Source organism: Priestia sp. VA7, from assembly GCF_055710015.1.
Genome location: NZ_JBVQPN010000001.1, coordinates 932,988 through 950,515, shown reverse-complemented (window position 1 = coordinate 950,515; position 17,528 = coordinate 932,988). Strand labels below are relative to the sequence as shown.

The window sequence follows — 17,528 nt, the reverse complement described above, 5'->3', positions numbered from 1 at the left end:
AAAAATTCCAACATTTCTGTTTGCTTCAACTTTTGATAGGGTACACATTTTGTAATGATTATTAACTAAAGATCAAGGAGGAAAACATGTATGACAAAAAAGCACCCTGTAAATGAAAAAAGCAAGCAAGAACAGCTCGAGCAGTTTAAAACAGATGATCGAAACCAAGCGCTCACAACCAATCAAGGGTTAAAGCTTTCCGAAGATGAATTTTCTTTAAAAGCAGGTGAACGTGGTCCAACCCTTATGGAAGACTTTCATTTCCGTGAAAAAATGACGCATTTTGACCACGAGCGCATTCCTGAACGCATCGTTCATGCACGAGGCTTCGCTGCTCACGGAGAATTTGAACTGTATGACTCTCTAAGTGAATATACAAAAGCTAAATTTTTACAGAATCCGTCTGTAAAAACACCTGTATTTGTCCGTTTTTCTACTGTAGCAGGTTCTAAAGGTTCAGCTGAAACGGTGCGCGACGCCCGTGGTTTTGCAACAAAATTTTATACAGAAGAAGGAAACTATGACTTAGTTGGAAATAACATTCCCGTGTTCTTTATCCAAGATGCGATTAAATTTCCGGATTTAATTCACGCTGTTAAGCCTGAGCCACACAACGAAATGCCGCAGGCAGCTTCAGCACACGATACGTTTTGGGATTTTGTCGCTAATAACCAAGAGTCTGCTCACATGGTCATGTGGTCAATGTCAGACCGTGCAATTCCACGCAGTTTGCGTATGATGGAAGGCTTCGGCGTACATACTTTCCGCTTAGTTAATGCAGAAGGAAAAGCTCATTTTGTCAAATTTCACTGGAAGCCTGTGCTCGGAACGCATTCCCTTGTTTGGGACGAGGCTCAAACAATTTCTGGGAAAGACCCAGATTTTCATCGCCGCGATTTATGGGAATCGATTGAAAACGGAGACTATCCTGAATATGAGCTAGGTATTCAAATCATAGATGAGGAAGATGAATTTAAATTCGACTTTGACATTCTCGATCCAACTAAGCTTTGGCCTGAAGAAGACATTCCCGTCAAATTGGTTGGAAAAATGACCTTAAATCGAAATGTAGACAACGTATTTGCCGAAACGGAACAAGTCGCATTCCATCCGGGACATGTGGTACCGGGAATTGATTTTTCCAATGATCCTCTCTTACAAGGAAGATTGTTTTCATACACGGATACCCAGCTTATTCGTCTTGGCGGTCCGAATTTTCACGAACTTCCAATCAACCGTCCAGTATGCCCGTTTCATAACAATCAACGAGACGGTTACGGACGTCAAACGATTAACAAAGGGCCTGTCAGCTATCACAGAAACTCTCTTGCAGCCAATACCCCGGCTCCTGTACCAGAGTCAGGGGGCGGTTATGCTCACTATCAAGAAAAAGTGGAAGGAAGAAAAGTCCGAAGCCGAAGCGAAAGTTTTAAAGACCACTTTTCACAGGCAACGCTATTTTGGAATAGCATGAGCGACACTGAAAAAGAGCATATTATCAGTGCTTTCAGCTTTGAGCTTGGAAAAGTGAAAAGCAAGTCTGTTCAGCAGCAGGTCGTTGATATGTTTGCCAACGTCAGTACAGTGCTAGCTAAACAAGTAGCACAAGCGATTGGTGCAACGCCTCCATCAGGAGAAGACGCGCCAGTGACCAAGTCATCTCCGGCTCTTAGTCAGGAACAGACGATTAAAAAGCCGAATACGCGTAAAGTAGCTGTCATTGTAGCTAATGACTTTAGCGGTGACCTACCACAAGTGTTAAATAGTTTAAAACAACAGGGCATTCAGCCTGAAATTGTAAGCACAACCCTCCAAAACGTGAAAGGAACAGACGGATCAGAACTTGAAGTACAGCACACGTTCTTAACAAGTGATTCTGTTTTATTCGATGCGGTTTATGTTGTCGGAAGCGCGTCGGCTGATGAGAAGTTTCGTAAAGAAGCACTGACATTTGCTCAAGAAGCATTCGAGCATTTTAAACCAATTGGCGCGACGGATGAAGGTGTTAAGTGGCTAAAAGCTGCTGGTTTAGATAGTAGTCCCGGTGTCGTAACTGGAGAAACTACACGCTTTACAGATGAATTTATTGAAGCTATTTCAGCTCACCGCCACTGGAATCGTCACGTTATATAAATTATAAAAAAGATAGGGACCTACCCTATCTTTTTTATATGAAATCACAGTAATTGAAGAAAAGCTTCTCTTTTGCTTATACTAGATAATGCACCTTAGATTTTCAGGAGGCAGAAAGAAGACATGCTCACAAACAAATCATCTTACTTTTTACAATTAACGAAACGATTCAAAAAAGCTGCAACGGCAAATTCAGTTATCCTTGGAATTTTGTTAGCTATTGTGGGAGGTTTTCTTGATGCTTATACGTATATAAGCAGAAACGGAGTATTCGCAAATGCACAAAGTGGAAATATCGTCTTATTAGGTGTAAAGGCAGCGCAAGGTCAATGGACAGAAGCTTTTCTTCATATTCCACCTATTGTAGCCTTTATCCTAGGCGTTGCTGTAACCGAAACATTTAAGCAGCCGCGATTTGTATCTGTACTCCCTGATACTTCTCGTATCGTATTGCTTTTAGAAATTGTCGTACTCATTATCGTTGGTTTTTTACCGTCTAGTGTTCCTAATATGTTGGTTACAGTAACAATTTCATTTGTTGCTGCTCTTCAAGTTTCTTCATTTAGAACTTTGATAAAATGGTCATATAATACAACCATGACAACCGGAAACCTTCGTACTGCTTCTCAAGCAGCATACTATGCTATATTCAAACGCGATGAAAATGCTGCTTATCAGTGCCTTCGTTTTACCGCCATTATCCTCTCTTTTTTGAGCGGGGCATTGTTAGGTTCTATTTCTACTTTCACCCTGGGGACAAAAGCAGTTTGGTTAGCTTCTGCTATTCTTTTTCTCGCTTTTGTCATTTTAAATTCAGAATCTCAAAAAAGCCTTTGAAATCATTGATTTCAAAGGCTTTTTTTATTAAACTGATTTTCTAAATGCCATAACGTGCAAATCTTTTACCGGATAAAAATCGTTATCAGGAAAGCGAACGTAACCTCTTTTAGTGTACAGCTTAATGGCATGTTCCATTGAATGATCTGTATGTAAACCTAAATAAGAACACCCTAGCTCCCGAGATTCTTTTTCACACGCTTCAAGAAGCGCGTTGGCGACTCCTTTTCGGCGATGCGACGGAGCAACTGCCAGCAGACGAATTTCAGCCCATGGAAATGGCTTTAACAATCCTCCGTATACATCCGTATTTGGGGGATAAAACAAAACGCTTCCTGCCATTTCTCCATTGATTTCAGCTACAATGCACTCAAATTTCTTTTCTTCACTCAGGGTATGTAAAATTCCCTTTCGATATCTTTTCCAGTGTGCTTCTGATTTTACAGCTGCATATTGCTCATAAGCAGCAAGCGTCACTGTTTCAATAGATGATGTTTCTTCTTCTCTAGCTTTTCGAACGATCAATTTTTTCTCCTCCATTTACCTTCTTCGTTAATTCTTATTGTCTATGGTGAACCATGTTTATGCAACACATTTGCATCTTAAAACAGCTTCCTTTGCATATATTTAATCCGTTCATTATGGTTTCTAAAGCGGTCTTTGTGCTGAAACTCTGCTTGTCTTCATATACATATAAAGAGATTCATAGACAAGGATGAGACAGCATGTATAAAAAATTGATTGCAATTGGAATTGGCAGTGTGTTTGTTAGTATTGGGATTAACGTTTTTATTCTTCCGCTTCAGCTTGTAACAGGAGGCATTACCGGAATTAGCTTAATCATTAATTATTTACTTGGCTATAAAGTAGGTGTGATGATTTTTTGCTTAAACTTGCCGATTTACCTTCTCGCCTTGGGTTTTAACCGCTCTTATTTTTTAAATGCTATCTATGGCATGGTTCTCTCAGCCGTTATGATTGATTTGCTGTTTCCGCTTCACGGGATTTTTCACCTTCCCATTATCTTAAGCGCTTGCCTTGGAGGTGTTTTTAACGGAATCGGAACCGGCATCATGCTCCGGCAGCACGCAAGTCAAGGCGGGGTCGACTTATTTTCTCTGATACTTGCGAAATGGTTATCTTTAAACCCCGGCATCATCATTTTAGTGATTGACGCATCTATTATTATTTCAGGTATTTTACTGCTTCAAAACGATACAGCTATTTATTCATTATTCATTGTTGTATGCTCTGGTATAGTGACCAGTTTAATTACGTCATTCAAACGCATCATCGTCTATGTATAAGGAAAAAGCCTCGAGACATGCGTCTCGAGGCTTTTCTTTATTTGTCATTTAAGAATTCTTGCAGCGCTTCTTTATTTTTATCTAAATCAATATCAAGCACCATACCAACACCGCTATACGTTTTGTTTTCAAATGATCCGTCTAACGGCAGTCGCAGGCTTTGAACATCTTTCATGTTTCCTGTTACCACATCTTTAGCCAGAAGCATCATGCTTTTTGTATCTAAATTTGTATCGATGTAAGGATCCATTACGCCGAGAAGCTTCGGTATTTTAAACACGCTGTTTAGGCTTGCTACTTCATCTTTAAGCTTTAAAACGACTTCTTGCTGGCGCTGAACGCGTCCAAAATCACTCATGTTATCATGACGAAAACGTACGTAGCCAAGCAGTTGTTCACCGTGTAAAACTTGAGTACCTTTGTGAAGCGTCATACCAATTCCCGAAGACATGTCGTGAGGCACGGTTACTTCAATGCCATCAGGTGCAATCGTATCTACAATTTTTGAAAACCCTTCGAAGTCCACAACTGCATAATAGTTAATATCGATATCAAAATTTTGTTTGATCGTTTTACGCAGCAGCTCAGGACCTCCGAACGCGTAAGCAGCATTCAGCTTTTGCTTGCCGTGTCCTGGAATATCCACGTACATATCCCTCATAAGCGAAATAATTTTCGGGTGTTTGCTTTTAGAATCGTAGTGAGCAATTAAAATAGAGTCTGTACGAGAATGCTTTTCCCCGCGCGAGTCACTTCCTAACAGCAGCATATTTACTTCTCCGTTATTTGGGAGACTGCCTTGAAACTGTTCAAATGTCGTGCCGTCATCCGCAAATTTACCATCGCTTGCCATCGATAGCCCTTGCTTATATTGGAAATAGCTGTATATGCCTCCAACGATAATAAAAAGAAACAACAAGGCAAAGAACACTCTGCCCCATCGAACTCTTCTTCTTCTTTTGCGTCTTGTTCGCTCCACGTTTCTGTCACCAGCTTTCTTTTTCAATGAAGTTCTCATAAAACAAGCAAGTAGCTAAGCTTTTAAAAAGCTCCTCTACTTGCTTGTTTGGATTGTATGGTGTGAAAGCTTACATTATTTTTCTGTTTCTTGGTCTTTTCCATACATGTATTTTGATGGATCGACCGGTTTAAAGTCATCTAATTTATTAAATCGTAATAAATCACCGTATAACACTTTATCAGAAAGTTCTAGCTCTCTTCCGACTTTCTTTTTATAAGCTTTCGCTTCATCTGTTGCTGTGATTCTTTCTCCTGTGTTTGTATCGTAATACTTGCCGTCAATTGACGTGTATTTCGGAGAAACATAATCACCGTTTCTAAATGCTACTACCTGATCATGGTCTTTTGATAATAAATCTGTACCGAATTGAACATACTCTTTACTATCAATTCCCACTAGGTGAAGAAGCGTAGGCACTACATCAATTTCACCGCCGTACGTATGGTTCACTCCACCTTTTACACCTGGTACGTGAAGGAAGAACGGTACGCGTTGAAGCTGAGCGTTTTTATATGGCGTGATTTTCTCGCCAAGAACTTTTTCCATTGCTTTGTTATGATTTTCAGAAATACCGTAGTGGTCACCGTAAATCATAATAACTGAGTTGTCATATAAACCTGAAGCTTTTAGCTCTGTAAAGAATTCTTGCAGTGATTCATCCAAATAACGAGCCGTTTGGAAATAACGGTCTACCGTTCCATCTCCTGTGTTCGCCGGTTCAATACTAGCATCACCTTTATCAAGAACGAATGGGAAATGGTTTGTTAATGTAATCATATGCGCATAGAACGGCTGCTTCAATGACTGCAGCATTGGCATAGATTCTTTGAAGAATGGCTTATCTTTTAATCCATAGTTTACTTTGTTATCACCAGTCATATTGTAATAACTTGCATCAAAGAATTTATCCACACCGAACTGTTTGTAAATTTCATTACGGTTCCAGAACGTTTTATAATCTCCGTGTAACACAGCACTTGTATAGCCGCCCTCTTGATCTAAGATCGCTGGTGCTGCTTGGTACGTGTTGCGGCCTTTTAAGCTAAATGCTGATCCTTGAGGCAAGCCATATAATGACGTATCCATCATAAGCTCTGCATCAGCTGTTTTACCTTGTCCTGTTTGATGGAAGAAGTTATCAAAATACATAAATTCATTTCCATTTGCTAATGAATTTAAAAACGGCGTTACTTCTTGTCCGTTTAACTTGTAATTAATTAGGAATGACTGAAATGATTCTAGATGAATTTTAATAATATTTTTTCCTTTTGCTTTACCTGCATACTCAATATTCGGAGCTGCATAGTGACTTGTACTGAAGTTTTTCACTGTTGTTAAGTCATCACTGCTTGCGAATGCTCGTTGCTTTGAGTTTTGAAACGTTTGAACTGCATCATACACCGTGTAGTTGTATGCTCCTAAATATTTCACTAGGTAGTTGCGATCAAATGTTCTTGTTAATAATTCAGGGCGATCTTTTTCAGCATAGTGCAAGTTAATTGCAAATGCGACAGCTCCTGCCGCTAACACCATGAACGTATAGCGGAATTTAAGACGTGCTTTTGGCCATTCGATTTTTCTAACAAACAATAGCGCAATCAGTAAAATGATATCTACAAAGTAAAAAATATCGTGAGCTTTTACTAAATCAGCGATACTGCCTCCTAAATGACCCACATTGCTTGTTTGCGTTAAAGTAGGCAATGTCACAAAGTCATTGAAGAATCGATAATATAAAATATTGCTGTACAAAATGACCGTCATGATTGTACTAAGGATAAGCGTCCAAACGATGGCTCTTTTTCCTTTTGCAAACAATGCTAACCCTAAAAAGATCAAAGTTGAACTAATTGGATTAATAAACAATAACGTTTTTTGCATTGAGTCACTTATATCTAAGTTGAACTCCACTTTGTAAGACATGTAAGACTTGATCCACATGAATAAAACCGCTATAAAAAAGTAAAACAACGGCTTTGAAAATAGTTTTTTCATTTTCAAATTCCTTTCACTAAAAAGTAGAGATTTCATGTTCAGCTAACCTCAGGAAAGTCCCCTACATTAAATCGTAACGGTTACGTCCTGCAAAAGATTACCTGAAAATGATTCAATTTGTCAAACAATATCATCTTCATCTCTTTTTTTAGTCATCTACAAAATTTACATTTTAACTTGTAATCTCTTATTTTTTATCATGATGTTAATATTACACAATTGTTAATTTGTAAATTTTGTTCTCCCTATATTGCATACATATTAATTTACCACATTTCTGCTCTGCAATAAAAGTATTTTTATTTTATTAGGCATAATATTTCACTTACTGAATGAAAAGGTACTATTGTACTGGACGGTATTCTTCGCTTACTGTTAGGATTAGTAAAAATAGACTTATCTATGCTTAGTCTTTATCTTCATCAACAGCTATGCGGTCTCCTTGTGCAAAAGGCTGTGAAATAACAAGAAACTCAATCTCTTCACTCGAACGATTCATCATTTGATGAAGAATGGACGGAAGCACTTCTATTCCTTCATGTGCTTTTACATCATAAATAATTCCGTCTACTTCTAGAGCAGCTGTTCCTTTTAACACAAAGAAAAATTGCTGTGCTTTCGTGTGATAATGTCTTACCTCTTTCGTATGAGGGGGCATGCGCTCATGAATAATACTTACGTCTTTATTTTTCACTAGGTGCCACCCATCGCATTTTCCTCCCCACACGTAGTGTTCTGCGTTTTGCTTGCTGACTTTCATGACTAGCTCCCCTTTTTCTAATAAATGAAGACCTGCAGATGAAATAGAAATTCTATGTGATCTTTTTAATCCTGCTATTGGAAATATTTTTTTCAGATGAAGGTTTTGGCTTCAAAGTAAAAAGCATTCCTAAAAAGATCAAAACAATGCCTGCAAGCTGCAAAAGCGTAGGGCGAAATCCCGTGAATGCTGTATCTAATAAAATGGCAACGGCTGGATCTAAAAACACCAGAACCGAAATCACCTGAGTTTTTAAATAGCGCAGGCTGTCGAAAAACAAATAATACACTAAACCAGTATGTACAAAGCCTGTTACTAAAATAGATGTCCAGTTGGCCGTTGTTAGGAAATGAAAATCAGTAAAATGAACAAACGGCAATAATAGAAAAATTCCTAAAAAAGTCTGAAGAAATGTAACAGCATAAGCACTCGTATGAATAATGCCTTTACCAAGCAGCGTCGTGCATGCATAAAACAAAGCGGCTAAAAGCGCCCAGAGTATTCCTGAAGACATGAAGCCGTCAATCGTAAGTTGCTCCACTCCAATAATTAGAAGTGTTCCTCCAAAACAAATGAAGATAGACATCACGCCAAGAACCGTTAATTTCTCCTTAAACATAAAGCTCCCCAGAAGCAATACTAAAACGGGTGCAAGATGATAAATAGAAATAGCAACCGTAACGGACATCATTTCAAATGCTTTAAATAGAAACACCCAGTTAAACACAAGAAATATCCCACACAGTAAAATCTGCTTTATTTCTTTGGCATTCCATTTTTCCCTTTTATATTCACCCGTTACGAACCAGCACATTCCGAGAAAAAGTGTTGCACAAATACAGCGAACGAATACTAAGTCAAAAGAAGGCAGTCCAGTTTGTGTGGAGAAAAAGCCAATTGAACCAAAAATACTCATTGAAATCATCATTTTCACCATTGGCCCTGCTTTCATTCTCTCACCTCACTTTCAGAAAACTATTACTATTCAAACATAAAGAAGCCCATTTGTAAATTAATGGTTCAAAAGCGCTGTTCCATGAAAAAGCAAAAAGCGCAAAGACACGGGGTCAGTCCCATCGTCTCTGCGCTTTTCTGTCTTTCTTTTAATCTTCAACCGGGAACCAGCCTGGTGTGTTAATAATGGCTTGCCACAGCGGGTCAGGAATCACAAGCTTTTCCTGATCTTTTTTGCTTAATGTTGTCACAATTTCATTTTCGCGGCCTTCTTTGACTTTTTGAACCCAGTCTGGATCCATAATTAATTCACGGCCAATCGCAAGCAGTGGAATGCCGGTTTCAAGAGCTGCTGCTGCTTCGTCTGCTGTATGAATAAAACCTACGCCCATCACAGGTACGCGGCTTCCTACGCGCTCTTGAATAATCTCAATACGTGAACGAGTATCTTCCACGCCTCGGCGAGGTTTTGACCAGAATTCCATTAGCGATACGTGAAGGTAATCAAGGTCTTTTTCTGCTAGTGCATCAACTAATCTCAGCGTATCAGCCATTGTAATTCCAGGCGTCTCAGGCTCTTCCGGCGAGAAGCGATAGCCTACTAAAAATGGTTCTTTTGCATGTTTAGAAACAGCTTGCTTTACTTCGTCTACGATCGCTAGTGGGAATGTTAAACGTTTTTCTACGCTACCACCCCATTTATCTTCGCGGCGATTAGAATGCGGAGAAAAGAACTGCTGAATTAAATAGTTATTTGCTCCGTGAATTTCAACTCCGTCAAATCCTGCTTCAATGGCGCGGCGCGTCATCTCACCAAAATCGTGGATAATGCCTTCGATTTCTTCATTGGTTAACTCTCTAGGCACCGGTGCTCCTTCTTGTTCTGCGGCAACAGCGCTTGCGCTAACAACCTCTCCATTGGGAACAAGCTCAGGCGGACACATGCGGCCTCCGTGGAAAATTTGAAGAACTGCTTTTGCCCCTTGATCTTTAATTGCTGTTGCTAAGCGGCTCAGGCTAGGAATCATTTCATCGCTGTCTGCAGCAAACTCTCCGTGAAATCCTTTGCCGTTTGGCGTTCCGTATGTACATGCTGTAATGACCATGCTAACACCGTTTGAACGTCGTACATAGTAGTCTACTTCTGCATTTGATACTGTTCCATCTTCATTTGATGAAAAATTTGTCATAGGCGCAAGAATAACGCGGTTATCTAATTTGATGCCATTTGAAAAAGTAAATGGCTGTAAAAGCGGCTCATACTTTTTATTTGTCATTTTGTTTCCCTCCAAAAATGATACGGTCAAAAATATTGGCATATTATAGGTAGAAACTGTTTTTCCTCCCTATAATATGTGTCATTTAAAACTGTAACTTTAAAATATACTGTAATTTTAATATGTACAATTTTGCCTGTCAAAGAATAAGACTTTCTCATATAAAAAAGCACTCATATACTGAGTGCTTTTTTATCATTGCGAAAGAGGTCCCTGATTATACATGAATGCTTTCACTTTTACATATTGAGCTTCTAACTCTTGAAGTGTCAGTTCGTATAGGTGCCGATTTCCTTTTTTATAAATACCAAAATTCAATAGCGCATTAATAAACCAATTTCTCTTATGTTCCGTTTCAGGCTGTGTGTGTTGTTTCACCATTTCCACCACCTAAGTTTATCTCATATTAATTTTGCAAAGCGTTTGCTTTTACACAAATGATTTTACTTCTGCACGATGAAAAAACAGTGAAATAGAAAGCATTTTTATTTAAATTTCTGCAGTCGGACCCGCCATTTTTTTACGTCTTTTTACTTCTGATAATATTTTGCCAATATAATAAATAACACTAATAAAAACCGACATAATAGCAAAATAAGTACCGATTACAACAAAAGGATTCGGACTTTCAAAGCCGCTTTCTTTTCCATTCATCTCTCTTTCCATACCTCGGCCATCGTGATCAAAGTTCGGACGTCCGTGACCAGCAGATGCCGTCGCAGAAGATTTGTTCTCGCTAAATGAATGGTGATCAAAATCCAGCTTCCCACCGCCATTTTGCGGTATATCTGAGGAACTTAAATTCAGTACTTTCGCTATTCCTCCAAACTTTCCAAGAAAACCCGTCTCATTTATTTCGTATATGCCAACGACTAACAGTGCAACGGTTGCAAGCTTAGCTGCTATGCTCAAGCTTTTCTTTGACTTTTTGAATTTCATCATATTTTTACATACATTTATAACCCATTGCCAATGAAGACCTATGTGAGCGGCTACTAAAATTAACACTAAAAACGATACCGAAATATGCGAAATCTTAAACCATTGTTCATTGCCAACATTAATATTCGGAAATACTACTCTTGAAATAAAAATACCGCTTACCATAATAAATGACATTGTAATCAACAGCATGATATTTAAAAAGTAACCAAACTTTGTTCTGCGCGGAAGCTTGCGGTCAAATAATTTAACCGTAACTTTCTTTACCCACTGCCAGTTTAGCAGCACGTGGGTAAAAAAGGCGACGGCAATCGCCAACCCCGCAATTTCATGAAACGTTAACCCTCCCAATACTTGTTTGTTAAAAAACAAAACAAACGTAACGGCCATTAAAAGGTCCAGTCCAAACCGGACGTACATCATCTTTTTCACTCTATTCATTCTCCTCAGCTATGTATTTGTCAAAATAACCTCTTTTTCATATTTCTTAATGTAAGCAGATTTGGTGAAAATCAGGTGAAACGACTGATTTTTTTACCAAAATAACCAGTCTTGAGCTCTATAAAAACCAAAGTTCCATCATTTTATTTTTCAGAAAATAGCTGTTGACAAAGAAAAAAGAAGCACGTATAGTAATGGTTATTCATCAAGAACTTTCAGTTTTTAATCGAAAACACAGCGATTGGGAGTAGTAGAAGCTTATTATTCGGTCAAGAGAGCTACGGGTTGGTGTAACGTAGTCCAATAATACTTTGAACTCGCCCAGGAGTGGTAATTCAGAAAGAATGCAGAAGTATTCTCTAAGTTTTAACGTCTAACCTTCGTTATCAGGTTTTAAGCAGGGTTCTTTAAGAGCCAACAAGAGTGGTACCGCGGTTAGCTAAAGCTTATCGTCTCTTCTCTCATTTGATAATGAGGTAGGAGACGATAAGCTTTTTTTATTTTATAAAAAAGTGGAGGGAAAAGTCATGAAGAAGGACAACCAAGGTTTGCAGCGAACAATGACTTCACGTCATATTATGATGATGGCGCTAGGTGGAGCAATTGGCGCTGGTTTATTTAAAGGAAGCAGCTCAGCTATTGATATGGCAGGACCATCAGTTATCATTGCTTATTTAATTGGCGGAATTATTTTACTATTCATTATGCAAGGTCTTGCTGAAATGGCCGTTCGAAACAGTGACGCACGAACGTTTCGTGATTTAGTTCAGTCGATTTTAGGAAGCTACCCCGCTTATTTTTTAGACTGGATTTACTGGAAAATGTGGGTGTTAAACATTGCAGCTGAAGCCGTTGTAGCAGCTATTTTTATTCAGTACTGGCTTCCTGATTATCCAATTTGGATGCTTGCTTTAGGCGTATCCGTTATTGTCACAGTTATTAACTTGCTTTCGGTTAAAGCATTTGCTGAAACGGAATACTGGTTAGCCTTAATTAAAATTACGGTCATTGTGATCTTTATCATCGCTGGACTTCTGTTACTATTTGTATCATTTGGTCACCATACCGCAGCCGGCTTTTCAAACTTGAGCGATCACGGCGGTTTCTTCCCTAAAGGACCAACTGGGTTAATTACAGCGATGCTAGTGGTCATCTACTCTTACGGTGGAACTGAAATCATCGGAGTGACGCTAGCTGAAACAAAAAATCCTGAAAAAGTAGTACCAAAAGCCGTGCGCAGCACATTAACGCGCATCATTGCTTTTTATCTGTTCCCGTTTTTTATCATCGTGAGCTTAATTCCTTGGAATGAAGTGAATGGCGTTTCTCAAAGCCCTTTTGTGATGGTATTTAAAATGATTGGAATTCCTGGAGCAGACCATATTATGAATGCCGTGATCTTGTTAGCCGTTATTTCTTCAATGAACTCAGGGCTTTACGGTTCATCGCGTATTTTATATACGCAAGCAGTAGACGGTCGAGTGCCGAAGATATTTTCGAAACTTTCTGTTAACAAAGTTCCTGTCTATGCAATCTTAATGTGTACATCATCCCTTTATGTGGGCGTGTTGATTTCCTTATTTGCAGGAAGTAAAACATTTGATTATTTGATGGGATCCTTAGGATATACCGTGTTGTTTATTTGGTTGATTATTGCAACCGCACACTTAAAGTCCCGCAAAGTTCAGCCAGAAGCATCGAGTAGCTACTCTGTTAAATGGTTTCCTTATACGACGTGGGCTGCCCTAATTGCACTAAGCGCTATTTTAATTGGTGTTATCTGCACAACCTCCGTTGTTATTACGACTATTACACTAGCTATCTATTTATTTATTACAGCTACGTATATCTTTAAAGGCCGCTTTTATCGATCATCAGCAGTCAAGCACGCTAAATAAAAAAACGTCTCCTTTGAGTCATCAGAGGAGGCGTTTTTTTATTTAAAATGTTAAGTACCAATAACCAAGTGCAAAACCGATATAGTTACCAATAATATAGCCAAGCGTTCCTACTACCAAGATAGGACCAACCAAACTTCCCCATCCTTTAGCAATCGCCATTGCGCTTGCTGTCGTAGGTCCTCCTACCGTTGCATTGCTCGCCAGTAAAATATGTTCTAAATCAATTTTAAATACTCTTCCTAAAAGCAGTCCCACTATTAAATTACTCATTCCCACAATGAGCACAAATAGAATCAAAAGAGGTGCCTTTTCAACAATTAATGGAATGGACGCCGGCACTCCAATGACAACAAAGAAAATATAAATGAAGTATGTGCCGATTTCTTGGCTTCCGCTAATGTTTTTAAAATAAGAAGGAAACAGATAAATGACAAGAAACGTAAGTGTGGAAAGCAATAAGTATTTTTCGCTCAAAATAGTATGTAATAATGTTTGAACTACCGAAACATTTGGACCGGTTGGAATGATTGTTCCAAACCATTCGGCTAATTTAAACGATGCAACCACTAGAAAAAATGATGTACCAATTGAAGCCGCCACGTCTTTTAGCGAAATTTCTTTTTTTGCCCAATATTTTTCTGCAAGCGTATGGCGATCATTTTCTCCATATTGCCCAGCCTCTACTTCTTGAATATGAGGCGTCTTAAAATGTTTTCTAAAAAACTTCATAGAAGGAACAAACATATACACGGCAAACAGCAAAGCCATGACCATATTATCAGCAACCACCGTCGCGGAAACCATTTGACTTGATGGTTCAAATTTAGCCGTAACGGTAGCAAAGTTAACCCCTCCGCCTACATAAGAAGCGCCGATAGCAGCTGCAATTTTTGCTAGTTCAGGAATATAATCTTTTAATAACAAGAAGCCTGCCGTGCTCCCTATAACCGTTCCTACTGCACAGATTAAGAAAATAAAAAGCAGCTTCCGGCTTTCTTGAAATAATTCTTTCATATTGACTTGAAATAATAATAATGGAATGGCAAGCGGTACTAGATAGGCCCAAACCGCATCATAAACCGGAGACTCTGTTGGAATGATTTTTAAATTTGATAGGATAAGCGCTCCTGCTAGCGCAATAATAGCTCCTGACAGAAAAGAAGCCCACTTATACTTTTGTTCGAGAAAAATACTAACAGAAGCCCAAATCGCTAGAATTCCCCATAGTGCCCACGTATCATCAGCTTGAATAATAGTAAAAATCACAAGCTACTCCTTTCTTTCTCTTTTTCAAGAAATAGAATTTTCAGGAAATACACTTTAGATTTTATCAATATATGCCAAATTCCGTCAATCTATAAAAAAGAGTCGAGAACAAAGTAGTCTAGTTAAAGTGAAACACGAACTATCTATCACAAAGGATGAATAGTTCGTGTTTTTTTATGATTATGGTGAACTTAGGTTTTATGTAGGTAGCTACTTCTAGCTGTTGATTGGAGGACAAGGCGCAGACTCCTGCGGGAAAAACGGTACAGGTGAGACGCCGCAAGAGCACAAGCAGCGAGGAGGCTCAGCGGCCTCCCGCGGAAAGCGAAGCCTTGCACGGAAATCAACAGCAGTGTCACAAGCAGTCCAGCTCATGTATCCCGATTGTTAGTCTTTAGATTAGATTCATTTTGTGATGTCCCAGCCTCACTTTTTATTTACGAACAAGAACTGGAATCTGCTGCTTAATCTGCTGCAAAGGAGCGCTTGTTTTCTCTGTTAACGAACGCAAGATTCCTCCTTCAATCATACAGTTAATAACAACTCCAAGCTCTCCTGCCTGCTTTTCTTCAAATCCGCTCTCTATCATTTTTTCTCTAAAAAGTTTTTCCCAATCTTGAAACGCTGCGTAGCAGACTTCGCGCAGCGGTTCATTAATAAGCGCTGTTTCTCCAGCCAGCAGTCCAACAGGCATACCAGCAATGCTTTCTTCTTGTTCAAACTGCTTGGACAATTCTTCAATAAAATACTGAATAGCCTGCGCTGCGTCAGAAGATTTATTTAGACTTTCTTTAATTTGAACTTGGACGTATTTATTCGTATATTGAACAGCGTGAATCGCCAGTTCTTCTTTCCCTTTTGGAAAATAATAATAAAGAGACCCTTTTGGCGACCCGCTCTCTTTAATAATTTGATTTAATCCTGTTGCATGATAGCCTTGCAGCTGAAAAAGCCGCGATGCTGTTTCTAAAATCTTATCGCGTGCATTTGCTTTCTTCACAAAACGATGCCTCCCCTATATAATAAGTGGTTTCTATAACACTACTTATCATATAAGCAAATGAAATTTTTGTCAAAATAAAGTGAATATTTTACCATTTATTTTTTCTTTTTTTATTTCTTATGACCTAATAATGTTTTTCTTACTTCTTCTGCTAACGGTTGAAGAGGCGTAATAATACGGTCGCTTACCTCCGCCGCCGCTTCTACCATCGAGAGCTGCGCCACTGAAACAACAGTGTTATGCTCTTTTACTAGCTCATGTAAGACATGTTTTACCTTCTGTTTATACTTTTTTAGGTTTCCAGTCATTACTAGTTCAAAAGCACCTTCTATCACAACAGGACGAACCTTTATCTTTACATTTTGATGAAATGCAAATTCGTCTAGGCGCTTCATTGTTCCTTCTACGGTCTCCGGATTTGTAAACACGATAAGCTGCGGTTCTTCTATTTCACATATTCGGTGAAAATAAGGCTCATCGATTTTAATAATTGGAATATCGCTTGTAAATGCTTCTGGTAAAAGAGCAATGTAGTTCGTACACGTAAGTAAAATGGCATCCGCTGAACATTCTTCCATCCACTTTAACTGCTTCTCTACTTTTGCAGCTGCTGACTCCGCTGCAAACTTAGGGTCGGCTGTTACCCGATGTACAAGGCCAGGGTCTACGAAATGCATACAGTTCGCAAACGGCAGCGCTTTTTCTATATAAGAGATGTTCGAATGATGAGCGTGCAGGCAAGCAATTTTCTTCATCGTTTTCCTCCCGTATGATGGTCTTTGAAATACTGAATTAAAAATTCCTGGAACTTTTTCGCAACAGGAGTTAAATATTTATCCTTGTTCCACGCAACCCCAATTACCCTTGAAGCTGTGTCTTCTTTGAGCTTTATTTTTTTAATGCCTCGCAAGTCTACTCCCTTTATTTCAGGAAGCAAGGCAACCCCTAAATGAGCCGCTACAAAACCAATCACCGTTAAAAATTCTTCTCCTTCAAACGTAATATTTGGAACAATCTCGGCCTCTTCAAACAGCTGATCAAAAATTGTTCGGCTTCCATATCCTTTTTTTAACGCGATAAACGATTCATGAGCCAACTCTGAAATCGAAAGCACTTGTTTTGAGGCAAAAGAATGCGTATCAGGGACATATGCGTACAGCTCGTCTTTCCATAAATATTCCCACTGAATTCCTGCCCTAGATTCCGTTACAGAAGACATACAAAAATCAATTTCCCCCGTTTGAAGCTGATCGAGCATGATGTTCGTGGCGTTCTCAAAAATTTGAAACTGAACGTTCGGATACTCTTGTAAAAAAGCATGAACTAGTTTTGGGACGGACGAAGCGCCTAATGATTTTAAAAAAGCAAACGAAATACTGCCGCGGTGAGGATGAATCAAATCTGAAAGCTCACGTTTAGCTTCTTCCATTTCGTTTAATACTTTAGCCGTTCGTTCGTAAAAAAGCCGTCCGTATCGATTTAAAATGACTTGCCTTCCTTTTCGTTCAAATAGCGGCACGCCAAGCTCTGATTCTAATTTAGAAATTGAGCGGCTGAGCGTAGGCTGTGCAATTGATAATTTTTCTGCGGCCTTTGTGAAATGTTCCGTTTGAGCTACAACATTAAAATATTCGAGCTGCTGCCATTCCATTTTTTCACATCCTTTACTTATTACATAATACTATTAATTT

General features: G+C 38.9%; 17 protein-coding genes and 1 other annotated feature. Of the genes, 5 read left to right on the top strand and 12 right to left on the bottom strand.

The annotated features are described in order from the left end of the window. Positions 1–90: 90 nt before the first annotated feature. Both AC0C45_RS04945 and AC0C45_RS04940 read left to right on the top strand, forming a co-directional pair. On the top strand, positions 91–2,133 hold the full coding sequence (locus AC0C45_RS04945) for a catalase (RefSeq protein WP_047930687.1): 2,043 nt from the start codon (positions 91–93) through the stop codon (positions 2,131–2,133). A 123-nt stretch (positions 2,134–2,256) separates the two neighbouring features. After that, positions 2,257–2,970, top strand: a complete 714-nt coding sequence (locus AC0C45_RS04940) for a YoaK family protein (RefSeq protein ID WP_013058628.1) — start codon at positions 2,257–2,259, stop codon at positions 2,968–2,970. Between the two features lie 27 nt (positions 2,971–2,997). Here AC0C45_RS04940 and AC0C45_RS04935 read toward each other — a convergent pair whose 3' ends face one another. Beyond that, positions 2,998–3,495 carry a GNAT family N-acetyltransferase gene (locus AC0C45_RS04935; protein ID WP_016765235.1) on the bottom strand — a complete coding sequence of 166 codons (498 nt, stop codon included), beginning with the start codon at positions 3,493–3,495 and terminating at the stop codon, positions 2,998–3,000. 200 nt (positions 3,496–3,695) lie between these two features. Here AC0C45_RS04935 and AC0C45_RS04930 point away from each other — a divergent pair, with 200 nt between their 5' ends. Continuing rightward, positions 3,696–4,277, top strand: coding sequence for a YitT family protein (locus AC0C45_RS04930; protein ID WP_013058630.1), 582 nt, complete (start codon positions 3,696–3,698; stop codon positions 4,275–4,277). A gap of 37 nt (positions 4,278–4,314) precedes the next feature. On the opposite strand, the gene AC0C45_RS04925 is transcribed toward AC0C45_RS04930, so the two are convergent. The 7 genes from AC0C45_RS04925 to AC0C45_RS04895 all read right to left on the bottom strand — a co-directional run bounded on the left by AC0C45_RS04925 (position 4,315) and on the right by AC0C45_RS04895 (position 11,649). Further along, a complete protein-coding gene (locus tag AC0C45_RS04925; RefSeq protein WP_171776701.1) occupies positions 4,315–5,283 on the bottom strand; it encodes an LCP family protein in 969 nt (322 codons plus the stop codon). Positions 5,284–5,370: 87 nt separating this feature from the next. Further along, on the bottom strand, positions 5,371–7,293 hold the full coding sequence (gene ltaS / locus AC0C45_RS04920) for a lipoteichoic acid synthase (protein WP_028415048.1): 1,923 nt from the start codon (positions 7,291–7,293) through the stop codon (positions 5,371–5,373). Between the two features lie 406 nt (positions 7,294–7,699). Next, complete coding sequence (locus AC0C45_RS04915) at positions 7,700–8,053, bottom strand: cupin domain-containing protein (RefSeq protein WP_257061391.1); 354 nt, start codon at positions 8,051–8,053, stop codon at positions 7,700–7,702. A 52-nt stretch (positions 8,054–8,105) separates the two neighbouring features. Continuing rightward, positions 8,106–9,005 (bottom strand): DMT family transporter, encoded by a 900-nt coding sequence (locus AC0C45_RS04910; RefSeq protein WP_049166040.1) that lies wholly within the window; start codon positions 9,003–9,005, stop codon positions 8,106–8,108. Between the two features lie 151 nt (positions 9,006–9,156). Further along, complete coding sequence (locus tag AC0C45_RS04905) at positions 9,157–10,284, bottom strand: NADH-dependent flavin oxidoreductase (RefSeq protein WP_034649493.1); 1,128 nt, start codon at positions 10,282–10,284, stop codon at positions 9,157–9,159. Positions 10,285–10,479: 195 nt separating this feature from the next. After that, a complete protein-coding gene (locus tag AC0C45_RS04900) occupies positions 10,480–10,665 on the bottom strand; it encodes a Fur-regulated basic protein FbpA (RefSeq protein ID WP_034649488.1) in 186 nt (61 codons plus the stop codon). A gap of 108 nt (positions 10,666–10,773) precedes the next feature. Next, entirely contained in the window at positions 10,774–11,649 is an 876-nt protein-coding gene (locus AC0C45_RS04895; RefSeq protein ID WP_257062532.1) for a DUF4405 domain-containing protein, read from the bottom strand. A gap of 246 nt (positions 11,650–11,895) precedes the next feature. Further along, positions 11,896–12,127: a binding site (T-box leader), on the top strand. 67 nt (positions 12,128–12,194) lie between these two features. On the opposite strand from AC0C45_RS04895, the gene AC0C45_RS04890 reads away from it, so the two are divergent. Continuing rightward, positions 12,195–13,565 (top strand): amino acid permease, encoded by a 1,371-nt coding sequence (locus AC0C45_RS04890; RefSeq protein WP_237892849.1) that lies wholly within the window; start codon positions 12,195–12,197, stop codon positions 13,563–13,565. A gap of 42 nt (positions 13,566–13,607) precedes the next feature. Here the strand turns inward: AC0C45_RS04890 and AC0C45_RS04885 are convergent, their stop codons facing one another. Next, entirely contained in the window at positions 13,608–14,834 is a 1,227-nt protein-coding gene (locus tag AC0C45_RS04885; RefSeq protein WP_047930696.1) for a DUF819 family protein, read from the bottom strand. A 223-nt stretch (positions 14,835–15,057) separates the two neighbouring features. On the opposite strand from AC0C45_RS04885, the gene AC0C45_RS04880 reads away from it, so the two are divergent. After that, positions 15,058–15,225: a hypothetical protein gene (locus AC0C45_RS04880; protein WP_162837667.1), complete on the top strand. Its 168-nt coding sequence runs from the start codon at positions 15,058–15,060 to the stop codon at positions 15,223–15,225. 42 nt (positions 15,226–15,267) lie between these two features. On the opposite strand, the gene AC0C45_RS04875 is transcribed toward AC0C45_RS04880, so the two are convergent. From AC0C45_RS04875 to AC0C45_RS04865, 3 genes are all read right to left on the bottom strand, one after another. Then, positions 15,268–15,834 carry a TetR/AcrR family transcriptional regulator gene (locus tag AC0C45_RS04875; protein ID WP_047930697.1) on the bottom strand — a complete coding sequence of 189 codons (567 nt, stop codon included), beginning with the start codon at positions 15,832–15,834 and terminating at the stop codon, positions 15,268–15,270. Positions 15,835–15,947: 113 nt separating this feature from the next. Continuing rightward, positions 15,948–16,592, bottom strand: coding sequence for a hypothetical protein (locus AC0C45_RS04870; RefSeq protein ID WP_237892851.1), 645 nt, complete (start codon positions 16,590–16,592; stop codon positions 15,948–15,950). Continuing rightward, entirely contained in the window at positions 16,589–17,488 is a 900-nt protein-coding gene (locus AC0C45_RS04865; protein ID WP_013084614.1) for a LysR family transcriptional regulator, read from the bottom strand. The genes AC0C45_RS04870 and AC0C45_RS04865 overlap by 4 nt, the downstream gene beginning before the upstream one ends. Positions 17,489–17,528 lie beyond the last annotated feature (40 nt).

Bases quoted from the DNA above. Each gene is read 5' to 3' on its own strand.
- AC0C45_RS04870 (WP_237892851.1), bottom strand. From the start codon at position 16,592: ATGAAGAAAATTGCTTGCCTGCACGCTCATCATTCGAACATCTCTTAT.
- AC0C45_RS04915 (WP_257061391.1), bottom strand. From the start codon at position 8,053: ATGAAAGTCAGCAAGCAAAACGCAGAACACTACGTGTGGGGAGGAAAA.
- AC0C45_RS04900 (WP_034649488.1), bottom strand. From the start codon at position 10,665: ATGGTGAAACAACACACACAGCCTGAAACGGAACATAAGAGAAATTGG.
- AC0C45_RS04945 (WP_047930687.1), top strand. From the start codon at position 91: ATGACAAAAAAGCACCCTGTAAATGAAAAAAGCAAGCAAGAACAGCTC.
- AC0C45_RS04940 (WP_013058628.1), top strand. From the start codon at position 2,257: ATGCTCACAAACAAATCATCTTACTTTTTACAATTAACGAAACGATTC.
- AC0C45_RS04930 (WP_013058630.1), top strand. From the start codon at position 3,696: ATGTATAAAAAATTGATTGCAATTGGAATTGGCAGTGTGTTTGTTAGT.
- AC0C45_RS04890 (WP_237892849.1), top strand. From the start codon at position 12,195: ATGAAGAAGGACAACCAAGGTTTGCAGCGAACAATGACTTCACGTCAT.
- AC0C45_RS04905 (WP_034649493.1), bottom strand. From the start codon at position 10,284: ATGACAAATAAAAAGTATGAGCCGCTTTTACAGCCATTTACTTTTTCA.
- AC0C45_RS04865 (WP_013084614.1), bottom strand. From the start codon at position 17,488: ATGGAATGGCAGCAGCTCGAATATTTTAATGTTGTAGCTCAAACGGAA.
- ltaS (WP_028415048.1), bottom strand. From the start codon at position 7,293: ATGAAAAAACTATTTTCAAAGCCGTTGTTTTACTTTTTTATAGCGGTT.
- AC0C45_RS04895 (WP_257062532.1), bottom strand. From the start codon at position 11,649: ATGATGTACGTCCGGTTTGGACTGGACCTTTTAATGGCCGTTACGTTT.
- AC0C45_RS04910 (WP_049166040.1), bottom strand. From the start codon at position 9,005: ATGAAAGCAGGGCCAATGGTGAAAATGATGATTTCAATGAGTATTTTT.